19 protein-coding genes are annotated in these 23,435 nt (G+C 40.6%); 14 read left to right on the top strand and 5 right to left on the bottom strand.

Going from position 1 to position 23,435, the window contains the following annotated elements; translation table 11 throughout:
- Positions 1 to 209 precede the first annotated feature (209 nt).
- Positions 210 to 2,069 (bottom strand): PQQ-binding-like beta-propeller repeat protein, encoded by a 1,860-nt coding sequence (locus D0T84_RS06265; RefSeq protein WP_163307026.1) that lies wholly within the window; start codon positions 2,067 to 2,069, stop codon positions 210 to 212.
- A gap of 652 nt (positions 2,070 to 2,721) precedes the next feature.
- On the opposite strand from D0T84_RS06265, the gene D0T84_RS06260 reads away from it, so the two are divergent.
- The 13 genes from D0T84_RS06260 (at position 2,722) to D0T84_RS06200 (ending at position 19,315) form a co-directional block, all read left to right on the top strand.
- Entirely contained in the window at positions 2,722 to 3,888 is a 1,167-nt protein-coding gene (locus tag D0T84_RS06260) for an exo-beta-N-acetylmuramidase NamZ domain-containing protein (protein WP_163307025.1), read from the top strand.
- A gap of 103 nt (positions 3,889 to 3,991) precedes the next feature.
- The gene (locus D0T84_RS06255; protein ID WP_163307024.1) at positions 3,992 to 5,449 is read left to right on the top strand and encodes a glycosyltransferase family A protein; all 1,458 of its coding nucleotides are present in this window, start codon (positions 3,992 to 3,994) and stop codon (positions 5,447 to 5,449) included.
- A 103-nt stretch (positions 5,450 to 5,552) separates the two neighbouring features.
- Entirely contained in the window at positions 5,553 to 6,506 is a 954-nt protein-coding gene (locus D0T84_RS06250) for a DUF4922 domain-containing protein (protein WP_163307023.1), read from the top strand.
- The gene (locus D0T84_RS06245) at positions 6,491 to 7,786 is read left to right on the top strand and encodes a SpoIID/LytB domain-containing protein (protein WP_163307022.1); all 1,296 of its coding nucleotides are present in this window, start codon (positions 6,491 to 6,493) and stop codon (positions 7,784 to 7,786) included. The genes D0T84_RS06250 and D0T84_RS06245 overlap by 16 nt, the downstream gene beginning before the upstream one ends.
- 81 nt (positions 7,787 to 7,867) lie before the next feature.
- The gene (locus D0T84_RS06240) at positions 7,868 to 9,739 is read left to right on the top strand and encodes an MFS transporter (protein WP_163307021.1); all 1,872 of its coding nucleotides are present in this window, start codon (positions 7,868 to 7,870) and stop codon (positions 9,737 to 9,739) included.
- Positions 9,740 to 9,758: 19 nt separating this feature from the next.
- Positions 9,759 to 10,994 (top strand): exo-beta-N-acetylmuramidase NamZ domain-containing protein, encoded by a 1,236-nt coding sequence (locus D0T84_RS06235; protein ID WP_163307020.1) that lies wholly within the window; start codon positions 9,759 to 9,761, stop codon positions 10,992 to 10,994.
- A 181-nt stretch (positions 10,995 to 11,175) separates the two neighbouring features.
- Positions 11,176 to 12,345: an acyltransferase family protein gene (locus tag D0T84_RS06230; protein WP_163307019.1), complete on the top strand. Its 1,170-nt coding sequence runs from the start codon at positions 11,176 to 11,178 to the stop codon at positions 12,343 to 12,345.
- A complete protein-coding gene (locus D0T84_RS06225; protein WP_163307018.1) occupies positions 12,342 to 13,199 on the top strand; it encodes a BadF/BadG/BcrA/BcrD ATPase family protein in 858 nt (285 codons plus the stop codon). The genes D0T84_RS06230 and D0T84_RS06225 overlap by 4 nt, the downstream gene beginning before the upstream one ends.
- Positions 13,200 to 13,217: 18 nt before the next feature.
- The gene (gene murQ / locus D0T84_RS06220; RefSeq protein WP_163307017.1) at positions 13,218 to 14,039 is read left to right on the top strand and encodes an N-acetylmuramic acid 6-phosphate etherase; all 822 of its coding nucleotides are present in this window, start codon (positions 13,218 to 13,220) and stop codon (positions 14,037 to 14,039) included.
- A gap of 522 nt (positions 14,040 to 14,561) precedes the next feature.
- Complete coding sequence (locus D0T84_RS06215) at positions 14,562 to 15,794, top strand: DUF1080 domain-containing protein (RefSeq protein WP_185155700.1); 1,233 nt, start codon at positions 14,562 to 14,564, stop codon at positions 15,792 to 15,794.
- A gap of 576 nt (positions 15,795 to 16,370) precedes the next feature.
- Positions 16,371 to 17,594 carry a site-specific integrase gene (locus tag D0T84_RS06210; protein WP_163307015.1) on the top strand — a complete coding sequence of 408 codons (1,224 nt, stop codon included), beginning with the start codon at positions 16,371 to 16,373 and terminating at the stop codon, positions 17,592 to 17,594.
- A gap of 12 nt (positions 17,595 to 17,606) precedes the next feature.
- The gene (locus D0T84_RS06205; protein WP_163307014.1) at positions 17,607 to 18,911 is read left to right on the top strand and encodes a site-specific integrase; all 1,305 of its coding nucleotides are present in this window, start codon (positions 17,607 to 17,609) and stop codon (positions 18,909 to 18,911) included.
- The gene (locus D0T84_RS06200) at positions 18,908 to 19,315 is read left to right on the top strand and encodes a hypothetical protein (RefSeq protein WP_163307013.1); all 408 of its coding nucleotides are present in this window, start codon (positions 18,908 to 18,910) and stop codon (positions 19,313 to 19,315) included. The genes D0T84_RS06205 and D0T84_RS06200 overlap by 4 nt, the downstream gene beginning before the upstream one ends.
- Positions 19,316 to 19,412: 97 nt before the next feature.
- On the opposite strand, the gene D0T84_RS06195 is transcribed toward D0T84_RS06200, so the two are convergent.
- From D0T84_RS06195 to D0T84_RS06180, 4 genes are all read right to left on the bottom strand, one after another.
- A complete protein-coding gene (locus tag D0T84_RS06195; protein ID WP_163307012.1) occupies positions 19,413 to 19,724 on the bottom strand; it encodes a helix-turn-helix domain-containing protein in 312 nt (103 codons plus the stop codon).
- Complete coding sequence (locus D0T84_RS06190; RefSeq protein ID WP_163307011.1) at positions 19,724 to 20,008, bottom strand: helix-turn-helix domain-containing protein; 285 nt, start codon at positions 20,006 to 20,008, stop codon at positions 19,724 to 19,726. The genes D0T84_RS06195 and D0T84_RS06190 overlap by 1 nt, the downstream gene beginning before the upstream one ends.
- A gap of 242 nt (positions 20,009 to 20,250) precedes the next feature.
- Positions 20,251 to 21,147, bottom strand: a complete 897-nt coding sequence (locus D0T84_RS06185) for an AraC family transcriptional regulator (RefSeq protein WP_163307010.1) — start codon at positions 21,145 to 21,147, stop codon at positions 20,251 to 20,253.
- A 57-nt stretch (positions 21,148 to 21,204) separates the two neighbouring features.
- Positions 21,205 to 22,104 (bottom strand): AraC family transcriptional regulator, encoded by a 900-nt coding sequence (locus tag D0T84_RS06180; protein ID WP_163307009.1) that lies wholly within the window; start codon positions 22,102 to 22,104, stop codon positions 21,205 to 21,207.
- A 242-nt stretch (positions 22,105 to 22,346) separates the two neighbouring features.
- Between D0T84_RS06180 and D0T84_RS06175 the strand changes: the two genes are divergently transcribed.
- Complete coding sequence (locus tag D0T84_RS06175) at positions 22,347 to 23,432, top strand: alpha/beta fold hydrolase (protein WP_163307008.1); 1,086 nt, start codon at positions 22,347 to 22,349, stop codon at positions 23,430 to 23,432.
- Positions 23,433 to 23,435 lie beyond the last annotated feature (3 nt).

Here is a 23,435-nt window from a genome sequence, read left to right as displayed (position 1 = left end):
TATTTTTATCATAATAGTTTTTCTTTGACTGTAGTTCTTTTCTTTTTTCAAGCTTACTTTTGATTCATATACTAAGTACTAAAACATGAGAAGATCTGAAGATTAATTTAGGTTTAACGTATTTTTTTCATAAGATAATTTTATAGGGGTTATACAAATATTTAATTTAAGTTAGGTCCTGTTTTATAATCCGCCCAATGCCTGTCAGCTCAGTTGTTCAATAAGCCTACGATACCTTCACTCGAAGTAAATACACATCCTTTGCCACTCAACGGCACAACTGTATTTATTAATGAATTTCCTATTTTATGTTTCCACAGCAGCCTTCCGCTTTTTGCATCCAAAGCGAAGATCAAACCATTTTTTGTACTCCCGAATACTACACTGTCCTTTTCTACAGGCATAGATGGCGCATGATCGTATCCGTATGCCACATTTACCGACCATATCTTTTCAGGGGCATTACTTGTAGCTGAATAACAAACCACACTGTCCTGCATGGTCTTGCTGTATAGTCTGGATTCATCCGCTGACAATCCGATTGTCTCCCTGACCATAGATTCCTTTGTCCGCCAGATTGTTTCTCCTGTATTTGCATCTAAGGCGGTCATCACTCTGTCGGGCGCGGTAAAGAATACTTTACCGTGAGCAGCTACCGGCCAAACCGCGGCAGGTGAAAAATGCATTCTGGTCAATCCTCCGTCCCATTTCCACAACAGGTTTCCGGTCTGCTTGTCCAATGCGTACATATTATTGTCCCATGCTCCGAAAATCACTTTATCCTGGTACAGCAGAGGGCGGGTTTCAATATATCCTTTTACCCCCGCATATTCCCAAACAAGGCTGCCGGTCTTAATATCCAAGGCTCTCATCGTATGGTCGCTGGCACCAATATAGGCGATACCGTTTTCTATGGTTACTGCACCAAGTACAGCTTCCCGGGCCGGATATTTCCATATCTGTTTCCCCGTATTCGCGTCTACGCCATAAATATTCTTATCTGCCGATCCAAATACAACCACATCATTTTCAGCGGCAGGAGTACCTACTATCCTATTATCCGACTTATAAGACCAGATTTCCTTTCCATCCTTTAGCGACAAGCAGGTTAGCACTCCGGCATCGTCGCCTACATAAACTTTATCTTTATACACTACAGGGGAAGAATAGATCGTATTACCTATTTTTGTAATCCATGATACCTTTACCTGGGGATAAATATGATTTACAGAATCTGAAGGGCGCTTATAAGATGAATTATCGGCTGTATAATATTGTTCATTCAATGAGTAGCCACCCCATTTGCGAGGTTCCTGCCCTATTTTCTGTTCGTATACGATAATCGAGTCGTTGGTAACATCATACAATGAATAACCTCCAAGCCCATCAGCTTTATCCCTTAAATTAGAACGGTTCAGTATGCCGGGAATGCCGTCATAAGACAACATCCTGTTGCTATGGTAATGCCCGCCCAAGAAGACTTTGACGTTGTAGTTTCGGGCAAGGTCAGTTACCTCGTACCAGTTGTCAACGTCGCCATCCTGCAACGGATAATGCGTCACCAGCACAAAAGGAGTACCTGCCTTAGCTGACGAAAACTCTTCTTTAAGCCATGAAATATCCTGCGGAGCCACATGCCCGTCCATCATACGGATGATAGGCCCTGTACCAAAGCCTAAGAATGTATATCCGCCATGTTGGAATTTAAATCTTTCGCTTCCGAATATATGCCCAAAATCTGTAGAGCCTGACTCACTCCACTTTGTTTCATGATTACCGGATACAATATAATATTTTACTTTTAGTTGATCCAGCTGGTCTTTTACTTTTTGCAGGGAAGCCCTGTCTCCTTCTTCCGTCAAATCTCCTGTAACCAAAACAAAACTGATATCAGGAGTGTTATTTATCTGCCTGACACTTCTACTTAAATCATTATATGCTAATGAGTCTTTTGTTATATGCAGATCGGTGATTAAGGCAAAGCGAAACCCCTGTCCCTTTACCGGAGTTGCAGATAAAAGGGAAAAAGAAAGAATGAAAACAGATAAATAAAAAGATAAGTTCTTCATAGAAATAGGCTTTGTCACTGTTTAAAGAACAATTAAGTTCACGTTCCACTACTTGAGCATTACAAATATATAAGGTTTTTATATATCTTTTTCGAGTTATTCGGTTATTTTATATTTTATTGCATTTCATTTACATATTTTAATATTAATAACAAGCTGACATTAATAGAAAATAAACACAAAGTATTCATATATAATGTATTAATACTATTAAACAAAATAAAGCAAACTCCACATTTTTATATTTAGTTACATATATTCAGTTTTATTAAGATAATACACTATAAATACAGCAGCAAACAATCAAATACAAGGGAATAAAAACAGGAATAAACCACATACAAAGCAACTAAAAAGAAAAAGCAAATACTTAATTGTAAATATATGTATATAACTATAAATTATTGTTAATTTAAATATTTTATTCCAATCCCGGTGTTTATTATTCAAATATATCCACTTATATTTGTCAAAGAATCCAATAAAATAAAAACCACTGAACTATAATAGCCTCTAATCTTTTATCTTTGGTGTTTTAATTAAAGAATCAAAGAATTGAACTATGAAAACGAGCATGAATAACAATTCGCCAAAGCACATGATAATTTTACCATGCGAGTTTCCATACAGACTTTGAAAACAAGATTATAGTATGAAAAGATTATTAAATACAACTTTTTTATTGCTCTTTATCCTCAATATCTATGGGCAAAACAATGCTGTTCTGGTCGGAGCAGAATTCACAGACGAATACTATCCGTTATTGAAGGGCAAACGTGTCGCTTTGCACTCTAATCATACAGGCATAGTCGGCAATAAACATCTGCTGGATATGTTGGTTGGCGATGGAATAAATGTTACTACAATCTTTTCACCCGAACATGGCTTCAGAGGGAATGCCGATGCAGGGGAGCATGTTTCAAGCTCGGTAGACAAAAAAACGGGTATACCCATAAGGTCTCTATATGACGGTAAAAGCCGAAAGCCAAGCAAAGAATCGATGGACTCGTTCGATGTAATGGTTTTCGACGTTCAGGATGTAGGGCTCCGGTTTTACACCTATTATATCACAATGGTAAGGCTTATGGACGTCTGCGCCGAATACAATAAAAAATTCATCGTACTCGACCGCCCCAACCCAAACGGGCACTATGTAGACGGCCCTATACTGGATATGAAATACAAGTCGGGGGTAGGCGGGCTTCCAATACCGGTTGTGCATGGAATGACCTTGGGTGAACTGGCCCTGATGGTAAACGGAGAACACTGGCTCTCGTACAACAGGGCATGCGACCTCACTGTCGTAAAATGCAGAAATTATACGCACCGCACAATGTATCAAGTACCGATAGCCCCTTCTCCCAACCTGCCGAATATGAAATCGATATACCTGTACCCATCCACCTGCCTGTTCGAAGGCACTCCTGTGAGCCTGGGGCGTGGCACATCTTTTCCGTTTCAGGCATACGGACACCCGAGAATGAAGGGTTACACATTTAGCTTTACACCGAGGAGCATACCCGGAGCAAAGAATCCGCCGTTACTGAATCAAAAATGTTATGGTGTTGACCTCAGAAATATACCCGATGAGGATATTTATAATAAAGGCATAGACCTATCGTATATAATAGACGCATACAAGAACCTGGGAATGGGCGACAAATTTTTCACTTCGTTCTTCGAAAAGCTAATCGGAGTGAGCTATGTCCGCAATATGATTATTCAGGGAAAAACGGCGGACGAAATAAAAGCAATGTGGAAAAGCGATGTGGAAAAATTTAAAGTACAGCGCAAACCTTACTTATTATATGAAGAGTAATAACCCAGTTATAAATTATGAATTATGAATTATGAATTATGAATTATAAATTATAAATCATAAACCGAAAAAACCGAAAAAACCGAAAAAACCAAAATACAACATGAAAATAAATTGTTTTATACCTTTTCAAAGTACAAACCAGGTAAAAGAAACTATAGCATCGCTGAGAGAATCAACCCTCGTAAACAAAATATACCTGCTGGCAGACAGCGGATGCAAGGAAAGCGTTGACGGATGCGAAGCGATCGACATTGATTCTCTGCGCTCTACTGCTACTATAAAGAAAATAGCATCGAAAGCTGATGCGGAGTATACCTTGATATACACCAAGTCCGCTGATTTACGCCTCGGAATGTTTGCTTTAGACCGTATGTTACAGATAGCAAAAGACTCCGGTGCAGGATTGGTTTATGCCGACCATTACCAGATAGCGAACAATGAAAAGAAAAACAATCCGGTAATAGCCTATCAGAAAGGAAGCCTCCGTGACGACTTCAACTTTGGCTCAGTACTGATCTACAAATCTAAGGAACTAAAGAAGGCCGCGGCGAAAATGGATGCGGAATATAAATTTGCAGGCTTATACGACCTTCGGTTGAAGGTTTCACAAGAAGCTGAACTGGTACATATCAACGAATATCTCTATTCTGAAATAGAAAACGACACCCGCAAAAGCGGCGAAAAAATATTTGATTATGTAGATCCTAAAAACCGGGATATGCAAATAGAAATGGAACAGGCATGTACCGACCATCTGAAAAGAATAGGTGCATATCTGGCTCCCCAATTCAAAAAAGTAGAATTCGACAAGGCCGACTTCAAATATGAGGCTTCTGTCATCATCCCTGTAAGGAACCGTATCAGGACAATATCGGACGCTATAAAATCGGTATTGAGCCAGAAAACAAATTTCAAGTTCAACCTTATTGTCGTCGATAATTATTCTACAGACGGAACCACCGAGGCCATCGGTAAATTCTCATCGGACGAACGCCTGGTACATGTTATACCCGAAAACAAGGAACTGGGTATCGGCGGTTGCTGGAATGCCGGGGTACATCATCCCGAATGTGGAAAATTCGCTGTACAACTGGATAGTGATGATGTCTATTCTGACGAAAATACATTACAGAAAATAGTAGACGCCTTCTATGCGCAAAACTGTGCTATGGTGGTAGGAACGTACATGCTAACGGATTTTGACATGAAGATGATTCCTCCGGGAATCATAGACCATAAAGAATGGACGCCCGAAAACGGACGCAACAACGCGCTTCGCATAAACGGCCTGGGTGCTCCGCGCGCGTTCTACACACCGGTACTGAGAGAGATAAAAGTGCCGAACACAAGTTATGGCGAAGATTATGCCTTAGGGTTATATTTTTCGCGGGAATACCAGATTGGGCGCATATATGACGTACTGTACTTGTGCCGCCGCTGGGACGATAACTCCGACGCATCGCTCGACATAGTGAAAATGAATGCGCACAACACATATAAAGATAGAATACGTACATGGGAAGTGGAAGCTCGTATTGCTTTGAATATGAGCAAATAGGCAAATTATAGTTAAGCAAATTTTGAAAAAATGAGGGTCAATAAAACTACTCATGAATTATTAGAGACCCTCATTTTTTGTTCTTAAAAAAAAGGTAAGGAATATGAATTTAACGTCACAAAATGCAAAAAGCCTGTTACAATCGCAGCTGAAAGAATGGGGTTTGGCAAAGACAAATTTTGAAGCTCTCAGGAATGTAAAGACCAAAGAGTTCCAGCTTAACGGGTTTGTAGTCAGAGTTCAGTTCAACCCTGCCCGCATCCAGTCGTCTGCAGCTAAAGTGGATGCCAAATCGATACAAGAAAGAAAATGCTTCCTGTGCCCCAATAATTTACCGAAGGAACAAAGAGGAATCCCTTTCGGCGACCGCTATCAGGTATTGGTCAACCCGTACCCTATTTTCCCTGAACATTTTACAATACCGCTCTATCAGCATACCGACCAGCTTATTCTGGACAAATACACGGATATGCTCGATTTAGCTAAATGTCTGGATAAATATACGCTGTTTTACAATGGGCCTAAATGCGGCGCCTCGGCTCCCGACCACGCCCATTTTCAGGCCGGAATAAAAGGCTTTCTCCCCATAGAGGATGAGATTGGCAATATGCCGAAAGAAACCGTATATAGAGAAGATAAACTGAACGTATCCATATTGCGAAACTATCTGAGGAACTGTTTCCTGATAGAAACATCAGACAAAGATGAGGCCGTCAGTTTCTTCAACCGCCTGTATCCCCTGTTGGAAATAAAAGGAGATGACAAAGAACCGATGATGAATATACTTACGTGGTACGAAAACGGTATCTGGTATAGCTGTATATTTCCACGCGAAAAGCACCGTCCTGCGTGTTTCTTCGCCGAAGGAGAAGATAACCTGCTGATCAGCCCCGCTTCTGTGGATTTAGGAGGTGTATTTATCACTCCCCTCGAAAAAGATTTTGAAAAGATAACAAAGGACGATATCACGGGCATACTAAAAGAAATATGCATCGCTGACGAAAAGATGCAATTGATTGTTGACAGCATAAAACAAAACAGATGGAACCAAAAGTAAGTGTCGGTATTTTGTGGAACAACAGGATTTCCTTTATCCTGAACCAAGATTATTTATTTCAGGGACAGGCAGTTCCCGGAGTAAACACCGTTTCATTCATTGACGGGAAGATTCTATGGAATGGAAATACTTATGACGAACTGTATTTCGAGCCACAGGATAAAGATGCTTCATTTATTATAAAGGATGTGGTAATCGGTATCAATTTCCACTGGGAACGTAAAGAAGACCAGCAGTTTAGGGGAGCGCTGAAACTGATTGTAGAAAATAGCATGATTGCCGCCGTCAACATCCTCAATGTCGAAGATTACCTGACAAGCGTTATCTCGTCCGAAATGAGTGCCACCGCTTCATTAGAGCTATTAAAGGCTCATGCCGTAATATCGCGTAGCTGGTTGCTGGCACAGATAGAAAAGAATAAAGAGATTATCGCCCAAAAAGAAGAATATAACACTTTTACCGAAACAGAAACGGAACGTGTCCGCTGGTACGACAGGGAAGACCATATCAACTTTGATGTATGCGCCGACGACCATTGCCAGCGCTATCAGGGCATAACCAGAGCAAATTCGAATATCGGCATTGTAAGGCAGGCCATAGACGAAACCAGAGGTCAGGTATTAAAATCGGAGAACAAAATCTGTGACGCCCGCTTTTCGAAATGTTGCGGAGGCGTTGCCGAAGAATTCCAGAACTGCTGGGAAGACACAAAATTCCCTTATCTGGTCAAAATAAGGGATAGTGAAAACATAGGTGATATACCCGACCTCACACAGGAGGCAGTAGCTATAGACTGGATAAAAACCAGGCCGGATGCGTTCTGCAACACACAGGATAAAAACATTTTAGGTCAGGTATTGAACAACTATGACCAGGAAACAACCGATTTTTACCGCTGGCAGGTAACATACACTCAGGATGAATTATCCGAATTAGCCCACAGGCGTTCAGGAATCGACTTCGGTACCATACAGGAACTTATTCCCGTGCAAAGGGGGACTTCGGGACGGTTAACGAAATTGAAAATCATCGGTTCAAAGAAAACTATGATAATAGGTAAAGAACTGGAAATACGCCGTACCTTATCCGAATCCCATTTATACAGTTCCGCTTTTATCATTAGCAAAAAAGACGGTAAATTTGTACTTTCCGGAGCAGGCTGGGGGCACGGGGTAGGCCTTTGCCAGATTGGCGCGGCTGTAATGGGCGAAAAAGGGTATTTGTATGACCGTATACTTTTACACTATTATGTAGGTGCAACCATAGAAAAATTATATTAAAAAGCCCCTCCCAACCTCCCCTTATGGGGAGGCCAGGGCTTCTCCTTTGGAGGGCTTGGGGAGGCCATAATAAAACTTAGCATGAAAAATAATACACAGAGATCACCGTGGGCATGGATTCCGTCCCTTTACCTGGCAGAAGGCCTCCCTTATGTTGCCGTAATGACTATTTCGGTGATTATGTACAAACGGATGGGTATATCGAATACAGATATAGCGCTATACACCAGTTGGCTGTACCTGCCGTGGGTTATCAAACCATTCTGGAGCCCGTTCGTAGATTTACTGAAAACAAAACGCTGGTGGATAACCACCATGCAGATACTTATAGGCGCGGGATTCGCAGGTATAGCGTTCACCATTCCCCTACCCTTCTTCTTTCAGGCTACGCTGGCATTTTTCTGGCTGCTGGCATTCAGTTCGGCCACCCACGACATTGCCGCCGACGGGTTTTATATGTTGGGTCTGAACTCCAATCAGCAGGCAAAATATGTAGGTATCAGGAGTACGTTTTACCGTGTTGCTACCATTATGGGGCAGGGAGTACTCATTATCCTTGCCGGATTTCTTGAAAGCACATCCGGTTGCGAACCTGTAAAGATAAATATAGACGCTTCGCCTCAATATACCCAGTCTACATTATTGATACCCGAAGTGCAAAATATTACAGCACAGGAAGGCGAAATACACTTTATTTCAGACAAAGAAGTGGTACAGATAGGTACTCACGGGGTAAATAAAGACAGCCTTGAAGCATTTCTGAAGAAGGTCGTAGAACTGAACCAAAACAATGGTTTTGTAGCCAAAGAACACACAAATCAGGCAGGTGTTACGGAAAAGAGCGAAAGCGTATGGACTAAAAACGTATCCAGGCCGCTGGGTAACTGGATAAAAACAACCTTCGGCGAAAAACGCTATGTAGCCAAATCGGAACATACAGGCAATATTGCGGTGATGGCGGTATGGTTATCAAAAGAGCCTGAAAATGACAAAGAGATGGTACTGAACACCTCTATGAACCGGGGAGACAACAGCATCTCGCTCGTGCATGGAGAACGCCTTGCATTCAACAGTTCGAACTGGAACAAACCCGCGTATCTGGTTTTCCAGATAGATCCGAAGCTAACGATGGCTAGTACAGCCGAATACAAAGGGCTTTCGGGGAATATACCGTTCGCGTGGTCTATTACATTCTTTGTACTGGCAGGTTTATTCATATTCTTCAGTTTCTACCACAGGGTAATGTTGCCAAAACCCGATTCGGACAAACCGCACGCGCATATAACGGCAAAATCCATCTTCGCGGAATTCGGTGTTACCTTCATCTCTTTCTTCAAGAAACCACAGGTAGCGGCAGCTATATTCTTCATGCTCACATTCCGTTTCTCCGAAGCGCAACTCTTAAAGCTTATCAATCCGTTCCTGCTCGACTCGAAAGATATAGGCGGGCTGGGGCTGACTACAGGGGAGGTAGGGCTTGTATATGGTACAATAGGTATTATCGGGCTGACTCTGGGCGGCATTATAGGAGGCTTCGTCGCTGCCAAGGGAGGTTTGAGGAGATGGTTGTGGCCAATGACCTTCAGTATGTTGTTGACTATCGCTACATTCCTATACCTGAGCTTTACCCAAACAGATAACCTACTGATTATAAACATATGTGTATTCATTGAGCAGTTCGGGTACGGATTTGGGTTCACCGCCTACATGTTGTATCTGATATACTTCTCGGAGGGAGAACATAAGACAGCCCATTATGCTTTCTGTACAGGATTTATGGCACTGGGTATGATGATTCCGGGCATGTTTGCAGGATGGCTGCAGGAACAGCTGGGATACAACCACTTCTTTATATGGGTAATGATCTGCTGTATCGTCCCTATTATCGCAGTGTCTCTACTTAAGATTGACCCTGAGTACGGAAAAGCGAAAGAAAAAACAGAAGCAGAATAATAATTAAAACGAAACAATTATGAGAAAGTCCGTAATAATATTTTCAATAATTTGCTTATTTTCAGCCTACTCCTGTGCACAGAAGGTCAAAACTAAAACAGGCATAGAAGTGCTGAAAGAGCAGAACTTCAAAGAGCTGGAAGGTAAACGGGTAGGCCTGATTACCAACCCTACAGGGGTGGATAGCAATATGAAGTCGGTTATCGACATCCTGCACGAAGCGCCGAACGTAAAGCTTGTCGCACTATTTGCTCCCGAGCACGGTGTTCGCGGGGATGCCCATGCCGGAGATGAAGTAAAGAATGAAACAGACCCCTACACAGGGCTTCCGGTATATTCCCTGCATGGAAAGACCAGAGTACCTACTCCCGATATGCTCAAAGACATCGATGTGCTTGTATATGATATTCAGGATATAGGATGCCGTTCTTTCACGTACATCAGTACTATGGGACTGGCTATGGAAGCGGCAGCTGAGAATAATATAGAATTTATGGTACTGGACAGGCCTAACCCTTTAGGAGGTTTAAAGGTTGAAGGTGGCCTTGTTGACGAAAAATTTGTTTCCTTTGTAAGCCAATTTAAAATACCTTATATATATGGGCTTACCAGTGGCGAGCTGGCATTACTGTTAAATGGCGAAAAAATGCTGAAAAAGCAGTGCAAACTACAAGTTATAAAGATGAAAAACTGGAAACGTAAAATGACTTACGAACAAACAGGGCTGCAATGGATACCGTCGTCCCCTCACATTCCACAACCTGTATCGGCGGTTTTCTACCCCGTATCGGGAATACTGGGCGAACTGGGCTATATGTCTATCGGCGTGGGTTATACAATACCATTCCAGATGTTCGCTACCGAATGGATCAAGGCGGACGAACTGGCTAAGAGCCTGAACCAGCTCAATCTTCCCGGAATACATTTCAGGCCGATATACCTGAAGCCGTTCTACTCGGTAGGTCAGGGAAAACAACTCGAAGGGGTTCAGGTACATATTATGGATTACGAAAAAGCGAGATTATCCGAGATACAGTTTTATGTAATGCAGGAAGTAGCCAGGCTGTACCCCGACAAAGCCGTGTTTGACAATGCGAACGACAAACGTTACAGGATGTTTGACCAGGTATCGGGAAGCGATTACGTAAGGTTGACTTTTGCAAAGAATAACAAATTTGACGATATAAAAGATTTCTGGTATAAAGAAACCGAACCATTCAAGAAAATATCGAAAAAATACTATTTGTATAAATAACCGGAAACAAAAAACAACTGTCACTTTATTTTTTCAAATTTATCTATATAATACAGATAATTAATAAATTATAAAAGAAAAAGGTTACATAAAAATAATGTCGGAAAACTGTCACTTTTGTCACTTTTTAATAACTGACAGTGAAAAAATTGATAACTCAGAACTTATTAACTTATAAACTATGACTCAGAAATCCAGTAGCAGACTATTATCTCTCGATATATTAAGGGGTATTACCATTGCCGGAATGATAATGGTAAACAATCCCGGTTCGTGGAGTTATGTGTACAAACCATTAGGCCATGCGGCATGGAATGGCCTTACCCCCACCGATCTGGTATTTCCGTTTTTTATGTTTATAATGGGAATATCCACATACATATCGCTCCGTAAATTCAATTTTGAGTTTAACAAACCCACTTTACTGAAGATATTGAAAAGGACAGTGGTCATCTTCCTTATCGGGCTCGGATTAGGCTGGCTGTCATTATCGTTCCGCACGTTCAACAGCCTGTCGGGCGAAGAGATCGGCTTTTTCGAACGGTTTATAAGATCAATTACCAATTTCGAACGTATACGCATATTAGGTGTGATGCAACGTCTGGCTATCACCTACGGCGCTACAGCCCTGATCGCTATCTTTGTAAAACATAAGTATATCCCGTATATCATAGTGGTTACACTGATCGGGTACTTTCTGCTGCTTATCTTCGGCAATGGGTTCGAATTCAGCGAAAACAACATAATATCCATCCTGGACAGGGCCATATTGGGTACCAACCACATGTACAAGGACAGCGGACTGGCAATCGACCCCGAAGGGCTGCTAAGCACCATCCCCGCTATATGCCATGTACTGATAGGGTTTCGTTGCGGAGAAGTTTTATTGACCACCAAAGACAACAATGAGCGCATACAGCGTTTATTCATAATTGGCGCCATAATGGCGTTTCTGGGATTCCTGCTTAGCTACGGATGTCCTATCAATAAGAAAATATGGTCTCCTACATTTGTTTTGGCAACATGTGGGCTAGCCTCTACGTTACTTGCGCTGCTGATATGGATCGTAGACATTAAAGGGCATAAAAAATGGAGCGTATTTTTCGAGTCGTTCGGGGTTAATCCATTATTTATTTATGTAGCCGCGGGTGTGTTTTCGGTATTATTAGCTAATATTCAATTTACATATGATGGAAATATTATCAACGTAAAAAATTTCATATATCAAATCTGCTTACAACCATATCTGGGCGATTACTTCGGTTCGCTGGTATATGCTTTGTTGTTTGTCGGGTTCAATTGGGTGATAGGAAATATATTGTATAAAAAGAAAATCTATATAAAGATATGATACTATTGGCAGATGGCGGTTCTACGAAGGTCGATTGGCGTTTGGTAGATGGGAATAAAGAGATAAAACAAATTTCTACAAAAGGGGCAAATCCGTTCTTTCGCACACGGGAGGACATAAGTGAAGAAATAAGGCAGGTAATAAAACCTATCCTGAACGGATATAGTATCGATGCCGTGTATTTCTTCGGGGCGGGATGCGCTTCACCTGAAAAGAATAATATAATAAAAGATGCGATAGCAGACCACATAGATACACCGCTGATAGAGGTAGGCAGCGACCTGGTGGCTGCGGCTAAAGGCCTGTGCGGCACAAGCAAGGGCATTGCCTGTATTTTGGGAACAGGGTCAAACTCCTGCTATTATGACGGGGAAGAAATAAAGGAGAACGTTTCCCCTCTTGGTTATATACTGGGAGATGAAGGCAGCGGGGCTGTACTCGGCCGTTTATTTCTGGGAGCGTGCCTGAAAAACCAATTGACAAAGGGCCTGAAAGAAAAGTTCCTGAAAGAGTACGACTTAAACCCCAACATCATATTGGATACGGTATATAAACAGCCTATGCCAAACCGTTTTCTGGCAAGCCTGTCTCCGTTTATAGTCGGTAACCTGCAAGACCAAACAGTCCACGATTTAGTATATAACGCGTTCAGGGATTTCTTTGTAAAGAATGTGATGCAGTATGATTATAAAAACAATGAGGTACATTTTACCGGTTCTGTAGCATACCATTACAAGCAAATATTGCTGAAAGTGGGTACCGACTTAGGAATAACGATAGGCACCATAGCGCAATCCCCGATGGAAGGCCTGATTAAATATTATGCCGGCGAGTGGCAGGCAATACATAACTGAAAAGAAAGATAAAAAACTATGACTTTTATAAAAATAACCGAGCAACCCTCATTATACGATAACCTTGAGGATAAATCGGTACTCGAGCTCTTGACTGACATCAATAATGAAGATAAGAAAGTGGCTTTAGCTGTAGAAAGGGCTATCCCACAAATAGAAAAGCTCGTTTCGCAGATAGTACCGCGGATGCAACAAGGAGGGCGCATCTTCTATATGGGTGCCGGCACCAGCGGGCGTCTGGGCGTATTGGACGCTTCCGAGATACCTCCGACATTCGGAATGCCAAACACACTGGTTATAGGACTGATAGCCGGAGGCGACACTGCCCTGCGCAACCCTGTAGAAAAAGCGGAGGATAACATGGAGGCAGGATGGTCTGAATTGCAGGCACATAATATAAACGAAAAGGATACGGTTATAGGAATAGCCGCATCGGGAACAACGCCGTACGTTGTGGGTGCGTTGCGGCAAGCCCGTAAGCATGGGATTCTCACGGCATCCATATCAAGTAATCCTGATTCGCCTATCGCGCAGGAAGCGGAAATACCTATCGAAATGATAGTAGGGCCGGAATTTGTAACAGGCAGTTCGCGTATGAAATCCGGTACAGGACAGAAAATGATACTGAACATGATTACCACTTCAACGATGATAAAGCTCGGACGCGTTAAAGGCAACCGCATGGTAAACATGCAATTGTCAAATGCCAAGCTGGTGGACAGGGGAACACGTATGGTATCGGAGGAATTAGGGCTCGATTATGAACAAGCTAACCGTTTATTACTATTACATGGCTCAGTAAAAAAAGCAGTGGATGCATATAGAGCCGACAATACGTAAATTTCAATAGCAGAAGAGGCTGTCTCAAAAGTCTGTCATTCCGTGCTTTACACGGAATCCCTCAAGAAGTAAACCTTGATTATGAGGGGATTGCGGGGTCAATCCCGCAATGACAATTACTCTTTTTTTACTTTTGAGACAGACTCTAAGTAACTATTTAAATTTTATTCGTTCAAATTTTTAGAGATGTTTTAGAGATGCTTTTTTTACATACGCTTCGCTCCTGTGACCGTTGGTTCTTCCTCGAAACGATAATAGCGGGCTATTTGAGTTGAGAGAAAGGAAAAAACAGCCGAAAACAGACTAAAAATGAACGAAGAAAAAGGTATAATAAAATATTCGTATAAAATTTAAACAGTTACTATGTTAAAAACATACATAAATACAGTTTTGCCGGGGTATATATAACAACTTTTTCATTATCTTTGCCAATAAATTTTATTTTTTTACAAACCTAAATCAAATATGATGTTCACGATTAAAAAACTAACACTCAAAAGTTTATTGGTATTGTGTTCGATTATGGCAGTATCTTTTACTGCCTGTGAAGGGGAAAAGCCCAATACCCTTACCGAAAAGGAAAAGCAAGAAGGTTGGCAACTTTTATTTGACGGAGAAACCCTGAATGGCTGGCGTGACTACAACGGCACTGCGCTGACTGAGCCTTGGCATGTAGTTGACGGATGTATTCAGGCTAAAGGCGACGGCAGCGATGCCAGCGGCTATATCGTTACCGATAAGCAGTATGAGAACTTTGAGCTATCGTGGGACTGGAAATTGTCTAAAGGAGGAAACAGCGGTATGCTATACCATGTGGTGGAAAGGCCTCAATATAAAGTGCCTTATGTTACCGGCCCTGAGTACCAGTTGATAGACACGCCCAACTTCCCGGAAAAACTGGAAGCATGGCAGGACTTAGGTGCTGACTATGCAATGTATATCCCTGATACGGCTAAGATTAAGGTCAATCCGCAGGGGGAATGGAACAACTCCAGGATTGTATTTGACAACGGCCACGTAGAACATTGGCTGAACGGTGTAAAGATACTAGAATTCGAAGCTTGGTCTGACGACTGGTTCGAACGTAAAGCGAATGGTAAATGGAAAGACTCTCCGGAATACGGATTAGCAAAGAAAGGCGTACTTTGCCTTCAAGATCATGGCTATCCGGCATCCTTCCGCAATATAAAGATCAAGGAACTGCCTTTCAAATCGAAAGAAGTGAACCTCTTTAACGAAACAGACCTGAAAGGCTGGGATGCGTATGGTACCGAAAAATGGTATGTAAAAGACGGACTTCTGGTATGTGAGAGCGGCCCGGATAAACAATATGGCTACCTGGCTACACGCGAGTACTATAACAACTTCGACCTGACTGTAGAGTTCAAGCAGGAAGCTGACGGCAACTCAGGCGTATTCATCCGCTCATTCGTCGAAGAAGGTGTGAAAGTGAATGGCTGGCAGGTAGAAGTAGCCCCTAAAGGACATGGCACAGGCGGCATCTACGAATCGTACGGCAGAGGCTGGCTAATCCAAGTCCCTAAAGAGAAAGAGGAGTTCCTCAAGGTAGGCGACTGGAACACTATGCGCATTCTGGTTCAGGGTGACAAAGTAACAACATGGCTCAACGGACAGGAAATGGTCAACTTCGAGGATGAAAAGATAGGCGCGGGACAAGGCCGCATCGCTTTGCAGATACACGATGGCGGCGGTATAAAGGTATTGTGGCGCAACCTTAAGCTCAAGACTCTGTAATAAAGTCATATATGAACGATGTCTCAAAAGCCTGTTCTCAAAAGAGCAAGCTTTTGAGACATCTTATTTTGAAAAGTATCTGGCAGCTTCTTCTTATATTGTTATGTTCTTTCAGGAAAATTATCTTATTATATCGCACTATGAACAGTTATGAGATCCAATCACATATTAACTGCCCTAAAATCTTATTACTACCAGCTACTAAAAAGTTGCGTGTATTGTAAAAAACTGATACCTTTGAGACCATAATTCTGCAAAAAAGTGATTAAATGCGAAAAAGGATGAACCCGTTGATATTTAGTCTTATAGGCAGAGGTTGTCCGAAACTGTCTTAACCTGAAAAACGCAAAAAACAGTTGTTTTCGTTGCCTTTCCGTTACCAAGTCATTACCTGTTTTGGGTGGTGCAGAATACGGCAAAATGCTATCTATTAAGTTGGAATATAACTGATTGTGCAAATCTGAGCGATTCGTATCGAAATAACTTCTACGCTTGGCTCATTGATAGCAGACCGCTCATTTTTCATAACTCAAATAACTCATTTGAAAGTAATTTTAAAACTTAAAAATGAGTGTTATGACAAATGAACTGAAGGTGCTTTTTTACCTCAAAAAAAAACAGAGAAAGAAAAACGGTCTTTGTCCCGTCATGGGACGAATCCATGTCGGAAAAACAATGGCTCAATTCAGCTTAAAGATTGATGCCGATGTCGAATTGTGGGATGCTAAAGCCGGAAGACTTAAAGGGAAAAGCGGATTTGCCAACGATGTGAACAGGAAAATCGAAAAGGTAAACTTACTCATCTACTCCCGCTATAATGAGGAGAAACGTCTCGGGAAAGACTTTACGGCAATCGATTTGAAAATCATCGTACAAGGTATTGCAGAAGCGCAGGAGTCTCTTTGTGCTTATATGGCTAAAATGAATGAGAAACTTGCTGCCCGTGTAGGAAAGGATAGAGCATTAAGCACCTTGACAAGCTACAAGCATTACCATTCTTTATTGGTCGCATTCCTCCAAACGAAGTACAAATTGAATGATATTTCCTTCAAAGCCTTGAAGTATTCCTTTATTGAAGAATATGTCCATTATCTCCGTGTTACTCGGAAATTAGCTATCAATACAACCAGTTTTGCTGTTTGTCGAATGCGCGAAGCTATATCCGAAGCTATTGATGAAGGTATAATAGGTAAAGACCCTTTCTTTTCCTATGAATTGGAATCCTCTACAATAAAACATCGCAATATCAGTCGGGAAGATTTGGAGAAGATCATGGTAGAGGAATTTGACAATGAAACGACGATGATTGTCCGCGATATATTCGTTTTCTCCACCTTTTGTGGGTTGGCTTACATAGATGTTAAAAATCTAACGTATGAAAACATCGTCAAGCAGGAAGACGGAAGCTATTGGATAATGACTCATCGCCAAAAGACAGGTAGCGCATCCAATATCCGTTTAATGGAAATCCTCCTTTCCTTGATTGAAAAGTATAGAAACCATAGAACGGATGGAAAGGTATTTCCTGTTCCACAGTACCAAACCGTTCTCAATCATCTTAAAAAGATTGACAGGCAATGCAAGTTGGGGCGGAATCTCTCCTACCACATGAGCCGCCATACGTTTGCTTCTCTTATTACACTGTCGGAGGGAGTTCCGATTGAGACGGTCAGTAAAATGCTGGGACATCAGGATATTACGACAACTCAAACTTACGCAGAAGTATCAACAGATAAAATACTGAAAGATATTCTGGTATTATCCGAGAAAATCAACGGCAAATATATTCTAATCAACTAATACAATAAAGAAATGAGAAGTACATTCAAGATATTATTCTACATCAACCGACAGAAAATAAAGAAAAACGGTAAATGCCCAATCATGGGACGTATTACTATTGACGGGAAAGTCGTTCAGTATAGTGCAAAAGAAGAAATCGAACCAAAATTCTGGAATCCAAAAGAGGGCTGCTGTTCGGGAAAAGGGAACGAATGCAGACGTATCAATCTCCGGTTGGATGAACTGAAAAGGGAAATAGGACTGTCTTACCAAAAAGACATTGAACGCAGTGGATATGTTACGGCTGATGGCATCAAAAACACCATTCAAGGTATAGGAACGAATGAGGTTACGCTCCTGAAAGAATTTGACCTGATGAAAGAAGAAATAAAAAATGGTATCGGGATTACCCACGCCCAAAAAACCTACTACAGATATGGGAATGCGTACAATGTTATCCGTGATTTCCTAAAGTATAAATATGGTGTTGATGACGTTGAGTTCTCCCGAATCAATAAACAGTTCATGGAAGATTATCACTTCTATCTGCTTACTGTCCGTAATTTCTCAACTTATTCCATTCAGAATTATGTTCGTTTCTTGAAACATACAATCGAACGTGCAGTTAATAAGGAAATAATCTATCGTAATCCCGTCCGACGATTCTATGCCGATGGAAGAAAGTCTTCTCGCCGTTGGATTCCGAGGGAAGATTTGAATGCGATATTGGCAAAACCTCATCCCGTGAAGAATGTAAATAAGGTGCGAAATTTATTCATTTTTTCAGTCTTTACCGGATTAGCTTACGCAGATATTTATAATTTGAAGTGGTCTGATATCAGAACGGACAAAAGCGGATATAAATGGATTTATAAAGAAAGGACGAAGACAACGACTGAATGCCATATTCCACTGTTAGACATACCATTGTTCATTATTGAGAACTTCAAAGGAAAGAAGAATACGGATAAGGTCTTTGATTTCTTTTGTTATGGTACGATGAACAAACACTTAACGACACTTCAAGAGTTCTATCAATTTAAGACACCGCTGACATTCCATCAAGGAAGACACAGTTGGGCAACGACTATCTGCCTCTCGAACGGCATTCCGATTGAAACGTTGAGCCGGACGATGGGGCATCGGAGCATCAAAACTACCCAGATTTATGCGGAAGTAACCAATATGAAGATGGACGAAGATATGAAACTATTGGAAACCCGCATCGGTAGTAAATACCAACTGCCGGGTGCAGAAAAGAAAACAGAGGAATTACTTGAATTTGAGAAAAATAATACCGAATTTAGAAAACTTAAATTGGAGGAAGCGATATGAAAAAGATAGATAACGACAACGGTTTGCTAGCAATCAGAGTTGGTGGCAACAACAAAATGGAGGTTGTTTTCAAGCCTGTAAACAGCACCATTTGGATGAATAGGAATGAACTTTGTCAACTCTTCGGATGCTATATGAAGGATATTGACCGCTGTATCGGAGAGATATTTGAAAAAAATATGCTTCGGATAGAGGAAACCTGCAAATACCATATTATAGCCGGAGGCAGGCGCATCAGTTATGATATTACGGCAGTAAATCTGACTGTTGTTATTACGTTGGCTTTCCGGTTAGAAACTCCCGAAGCACGAACGTTACGGATGTGGTTTGTCGAACAGCTTTCCAAGATGAGGAGCTTTGATATTCCATTTCCCGATATTGGAGAAAACTTTAGATTGAACTGAATATCGTTAAAATTTGCAAGGTTTAATGTTAGGGGCTTTAAGGTTTAACTTTAGAGCCTCTAAGGTTTAATGTTGCAATCCTTAACACTTAGTGTTGTTATAATTGCTTTCTCTTCCATACATCAAAATAGTTATTTTCAAGCATTTGAAGCACATCCGAGAGTTTATAGAGGATTTTGCCCTCTATCTTATAGTAAGCAAGATGCCCCCGTTCACGATAATCCTGCAAAGTCCTTAATCCCAATCCCAAAAGTATACAAACTTCTTTATTGGTAAGGAAGGTTTCTCCAAGCAATGTCGGTTTCCGTAATTTCTTGTAATTGAAAACCTTATTACAGCCAATCCGTATAGCGGAAAACAGTTCGTTAATTTCCGGCGAACGGGAATCCAAAACATCATCTATATTCATTATTCATGCTTTTTTAATACCTCAACCCGGTTTCTTTCGAGAAACTCTTTCACGTCTTCCTGTTTGTAGAAACATTTATGCCCGATTTGGGAATAAGGGATTAATCCTTTATCTCTAAATGTTTGGAGCGAACGTTTGCTGATACTGAGAATCCGGCAAACAGCTTGATTATCTAACCAACCATTATCAGGCTCAGCATGCAATGTATCGAGCTGTGCCAACAGATCAATGATGCACAATTTTAGCTTCTCGAAAGTTTTTCCTTCAATCATTCTGATTTCCATATTGCTTCTTCTTAAATATAGGAATGCAAAGGAAAGCGAAATAAATTAGAAAAATAAGGGATGTGGAGTCGGTGGTATAAGTTGGCAGTCAGATGGTAGTACTTGCTTATTTATTTGTAATGATTAGCACTAAAATTTGATTTAATTTCTTGTTTCTTTATATGTTTCTACAATGGTATTAGGGCTATGGCGAAAGCCTATTGGGATATAATACTGCCATTGAGACACTTAGCGTAGGAGTATTAAGTCATCATCCTGTAATCTGTTGGTGAGCTACCCACCACTTTTTTAAACATCCGGCTAAAGTGGTGCGGATACTTAAAACCTAATTCGTAAGCAACTTCATTAACGGATTTTTCAGGATTGTATAGTTTGTCCTTTGCTTTGTCTATTGTTTTTAACTGTATATACTCCTGTGCTGATTTTCCGGTTTCCTTTTTTATCAAATCTCCAAAATAGTTTGCTGATAAATGTAGTTGATCTGCAAAATATTGAACCGATGGTAAACCATTAATTTGAGGTTTTTCCGAGTCAAAATAATTATCTAATAGCTGTTCAAAACGAGATAATATGTCTTTATTTGCTTCTCCACGAGTAATGAACTGACGGTCGTAAAAGCGCAAACAGTGATTAAGTAAAACTTCGAGGTTTGATATAAGGATTGATTTTGTATGCTTGTCGATTTTCTGCGTTAATTCCTCCCTTATTTCAAGAAAACAATCAAGGATAATTTGTCGTTCACGCTCTGACATATGCAAAGACTCATTTGATTCGTAAGCAAAAAAGGTATAATCCTTCATTTTTTGTCCAAGTGTAGTTCCACGAAGTAAATCTGGATGAAAACAAAGCCCCCAGCCATTTAATTGAATAAATTCTGTGCCGTTCTCGTTACCCGCAACTTGTCCCGGAGCAATAAAGACTAGTGTTCCTTCCTGATAGTCATATTGATTCCGACCATACTTCAAAACATCACAACTATCGCCTTTAAATACAATGTAATAAAAACCGAATCTTCGGAGAACAGTAGTAGCAGGTTTTACTTCCTCAAAATTTACCACACTGATAAGAGGATGAAGTGTTTCAACACCAAGTCCTGAGTTGAAATCATGAATCGTATCCATGTTTATTATCGTACTCATATCATTCTCCTTAATAGTTGTATTTATGCAAAAATAGGTATTTTATTCTGAATAGCGTTAATTCAACATCCTGTAATCCGTTGGAGAAGCCCCAACCACTTTCTTAAACATTCGGCTGAAATGGTGTGGATACTTAAATCCCAATTCGTAAGCGATTTCATTTATAGACTTTTCGGGATTATATAGTTTGTCTTTCGCCTTATCAATCACTTTTAAGTGAACATATTCCTGTGCTGATTTTCCGGTTTCTTTTTTTATCAGGTCTCCAAAATAATTAGCAGACAAATGCAATTCATCTGCAAAGTACTGAACCGAAGGTAAGCCGATTGTTTGAGGCTTGTCCGATTCGAAATAGTCATTAAGCAGCTTTTCAAAATGGCTCAATGTATCCCTATTTACGTCTTCACGAGTAATAAACTGACGGTCATAGAAACGCAAGCAATGGTTAAGAAAAACTTCAATATTTGAAGTGATGATTGATCTACTATGCTTGTCGATAGCATGTGTTAATTCCTCTTGTATTTCTTGAAAGCATTTCACAATAATCTGTCGTTCACGCTCTGACATATGCAAAGACTCATTTGAATCATAAGAGAAGAATGTGTAATCTTTCATTTTTTGTCCGAGCGAAGTTCCCCGAAGCAAATCGGAATGAAAACAAAGTCCCCAACCTTGCATTTTGAAGGTTTCACCTGTATCGTCCTTGCCTGCGACTTGTCCCGGCCCGATAAAGACAAGCGTTCCTTCCTGATAGTCATATGTATGACGTCCGTAAATCAGATCACCACACTGTACATCTTTCAGGAAAATAAAATAGAAACCATATCTTTTCCGTATATGCCTATACTCTTTTCCTACCTGAGAAAAATCAATAGAGCTGACCAAAGGATGTAATGTTTCGATTCCAAGAAACATATTGTAGTCGTGTATCGTATCAAAGTTTAATATTTTACTCATATCCGCACTTCTATTTTAAATTTAAGACTTACACAAAAATAATTGTTTTAAGCTGAATTCTAGCAATGTGCCTTCTTAATCAGTAAAAATGGTATAAGAAACAGTAATTTGTGTATGTGTTTGATGTACGGGATAGTACCAATCAGTAAAAATGGTATAAGAAACAGTAATCTGTCTATTTACATGCGAGATTATTGCCCGTAAGTTTGTATCGTGAAAAGTATAAACTAAAAGAAAGTAAAATGAAGAAATATACAGTAATATTAGTAGTAAGCGGATTGTTTTTTCTTATAGGATGCAAGCAGCAACCTAAAAACCAAACAATTGAAATGCTTGTAATAAAAGAGCAGGGAAGTTTCACTGTTGGCGGAACTGTAATTCAGAATGAAGGTACATATAATGGGGATAACTTTGATAATTTCAAACCTTATCCTGAAGGACAAACCTATCACGGTGATCATGCTTATGTATTTTATCAGATACCTGATAAAGCCAAGCAATTACCTCTTGTATTCCTTCATGGCGCAGGGCAATCCTCTAAAACATGGGAAACTACCCCTGACGGACGTGAAGGATTTCAGAATATTTTTCTCCGCAGAGGTTTCAGCACATACTTAATTGACCAGCCGCGCAGGGGAAAAGCCGGAAGAAGCACGGTTGCGTCTACTATTGAACCTATTGCGGATGAACAAATGTGGTATGAAATATTTCGTATCGGCGTATGGCCTAATTATAACGAAGGAGTGCAATTCCCTCGCGATAAGGAAAGTCTTGAAAATTTTTTCCGACAAATGGCACCAAATACTGGTGCATTTGATAGCGAAGTAATAAGTAATAGTATATCTAAACTATTTGACAAAATCGGATCGGGAATTTTGGTTACCCATTCACAGGGAGGATTGCCGGGATGGTTTATAGGTATTAAAAATCCAAATGTAAAAGCTATTGTTGCTTATGAACCGGGCACATATCCATTTCCCAAAGGCGAACTGCCTGAACCTATAAGCGGACGTACCGGAACATTATCAGGAGTTGAAGTTTCGATAGACGATTTCAGAAAACTGACACAAATTCCTATTGTCATGTATTTTGGTGATTATATACCGGATGAAGTAACCAATGAACTTGGTGCGGAGAACTGGCGTACACGTTTGACTTTGGGACGGCAATTTGTAGAAACGATCAACCGTCATGGCGGTGATGCCACATTGGTAGAACTTTCCAAAATAGGAATACATGGAAATACTCACTTCCTAATGTCTGATTTGAACAATGTTGAAATTGCTGATTTACTTTCAAGCTGGCTTACTGAGAAAAAACTGGATTAAAGC

It is taken from the genome of Dysgonomonas sp. 521, assembly GCF_010501055.1.
In the GTDB taxonomy this organism is placed as follows: domain Bacteria; phylum Bacteroidota; class Bacteroidia; order Bacteroidales; family Dysgonomonadaceae; genus Dysgonomonas.
Note: the sequence above shows the minus strand (reverse complement) of the source record. Positions and strands in the feature narration are given on the sequence as shown.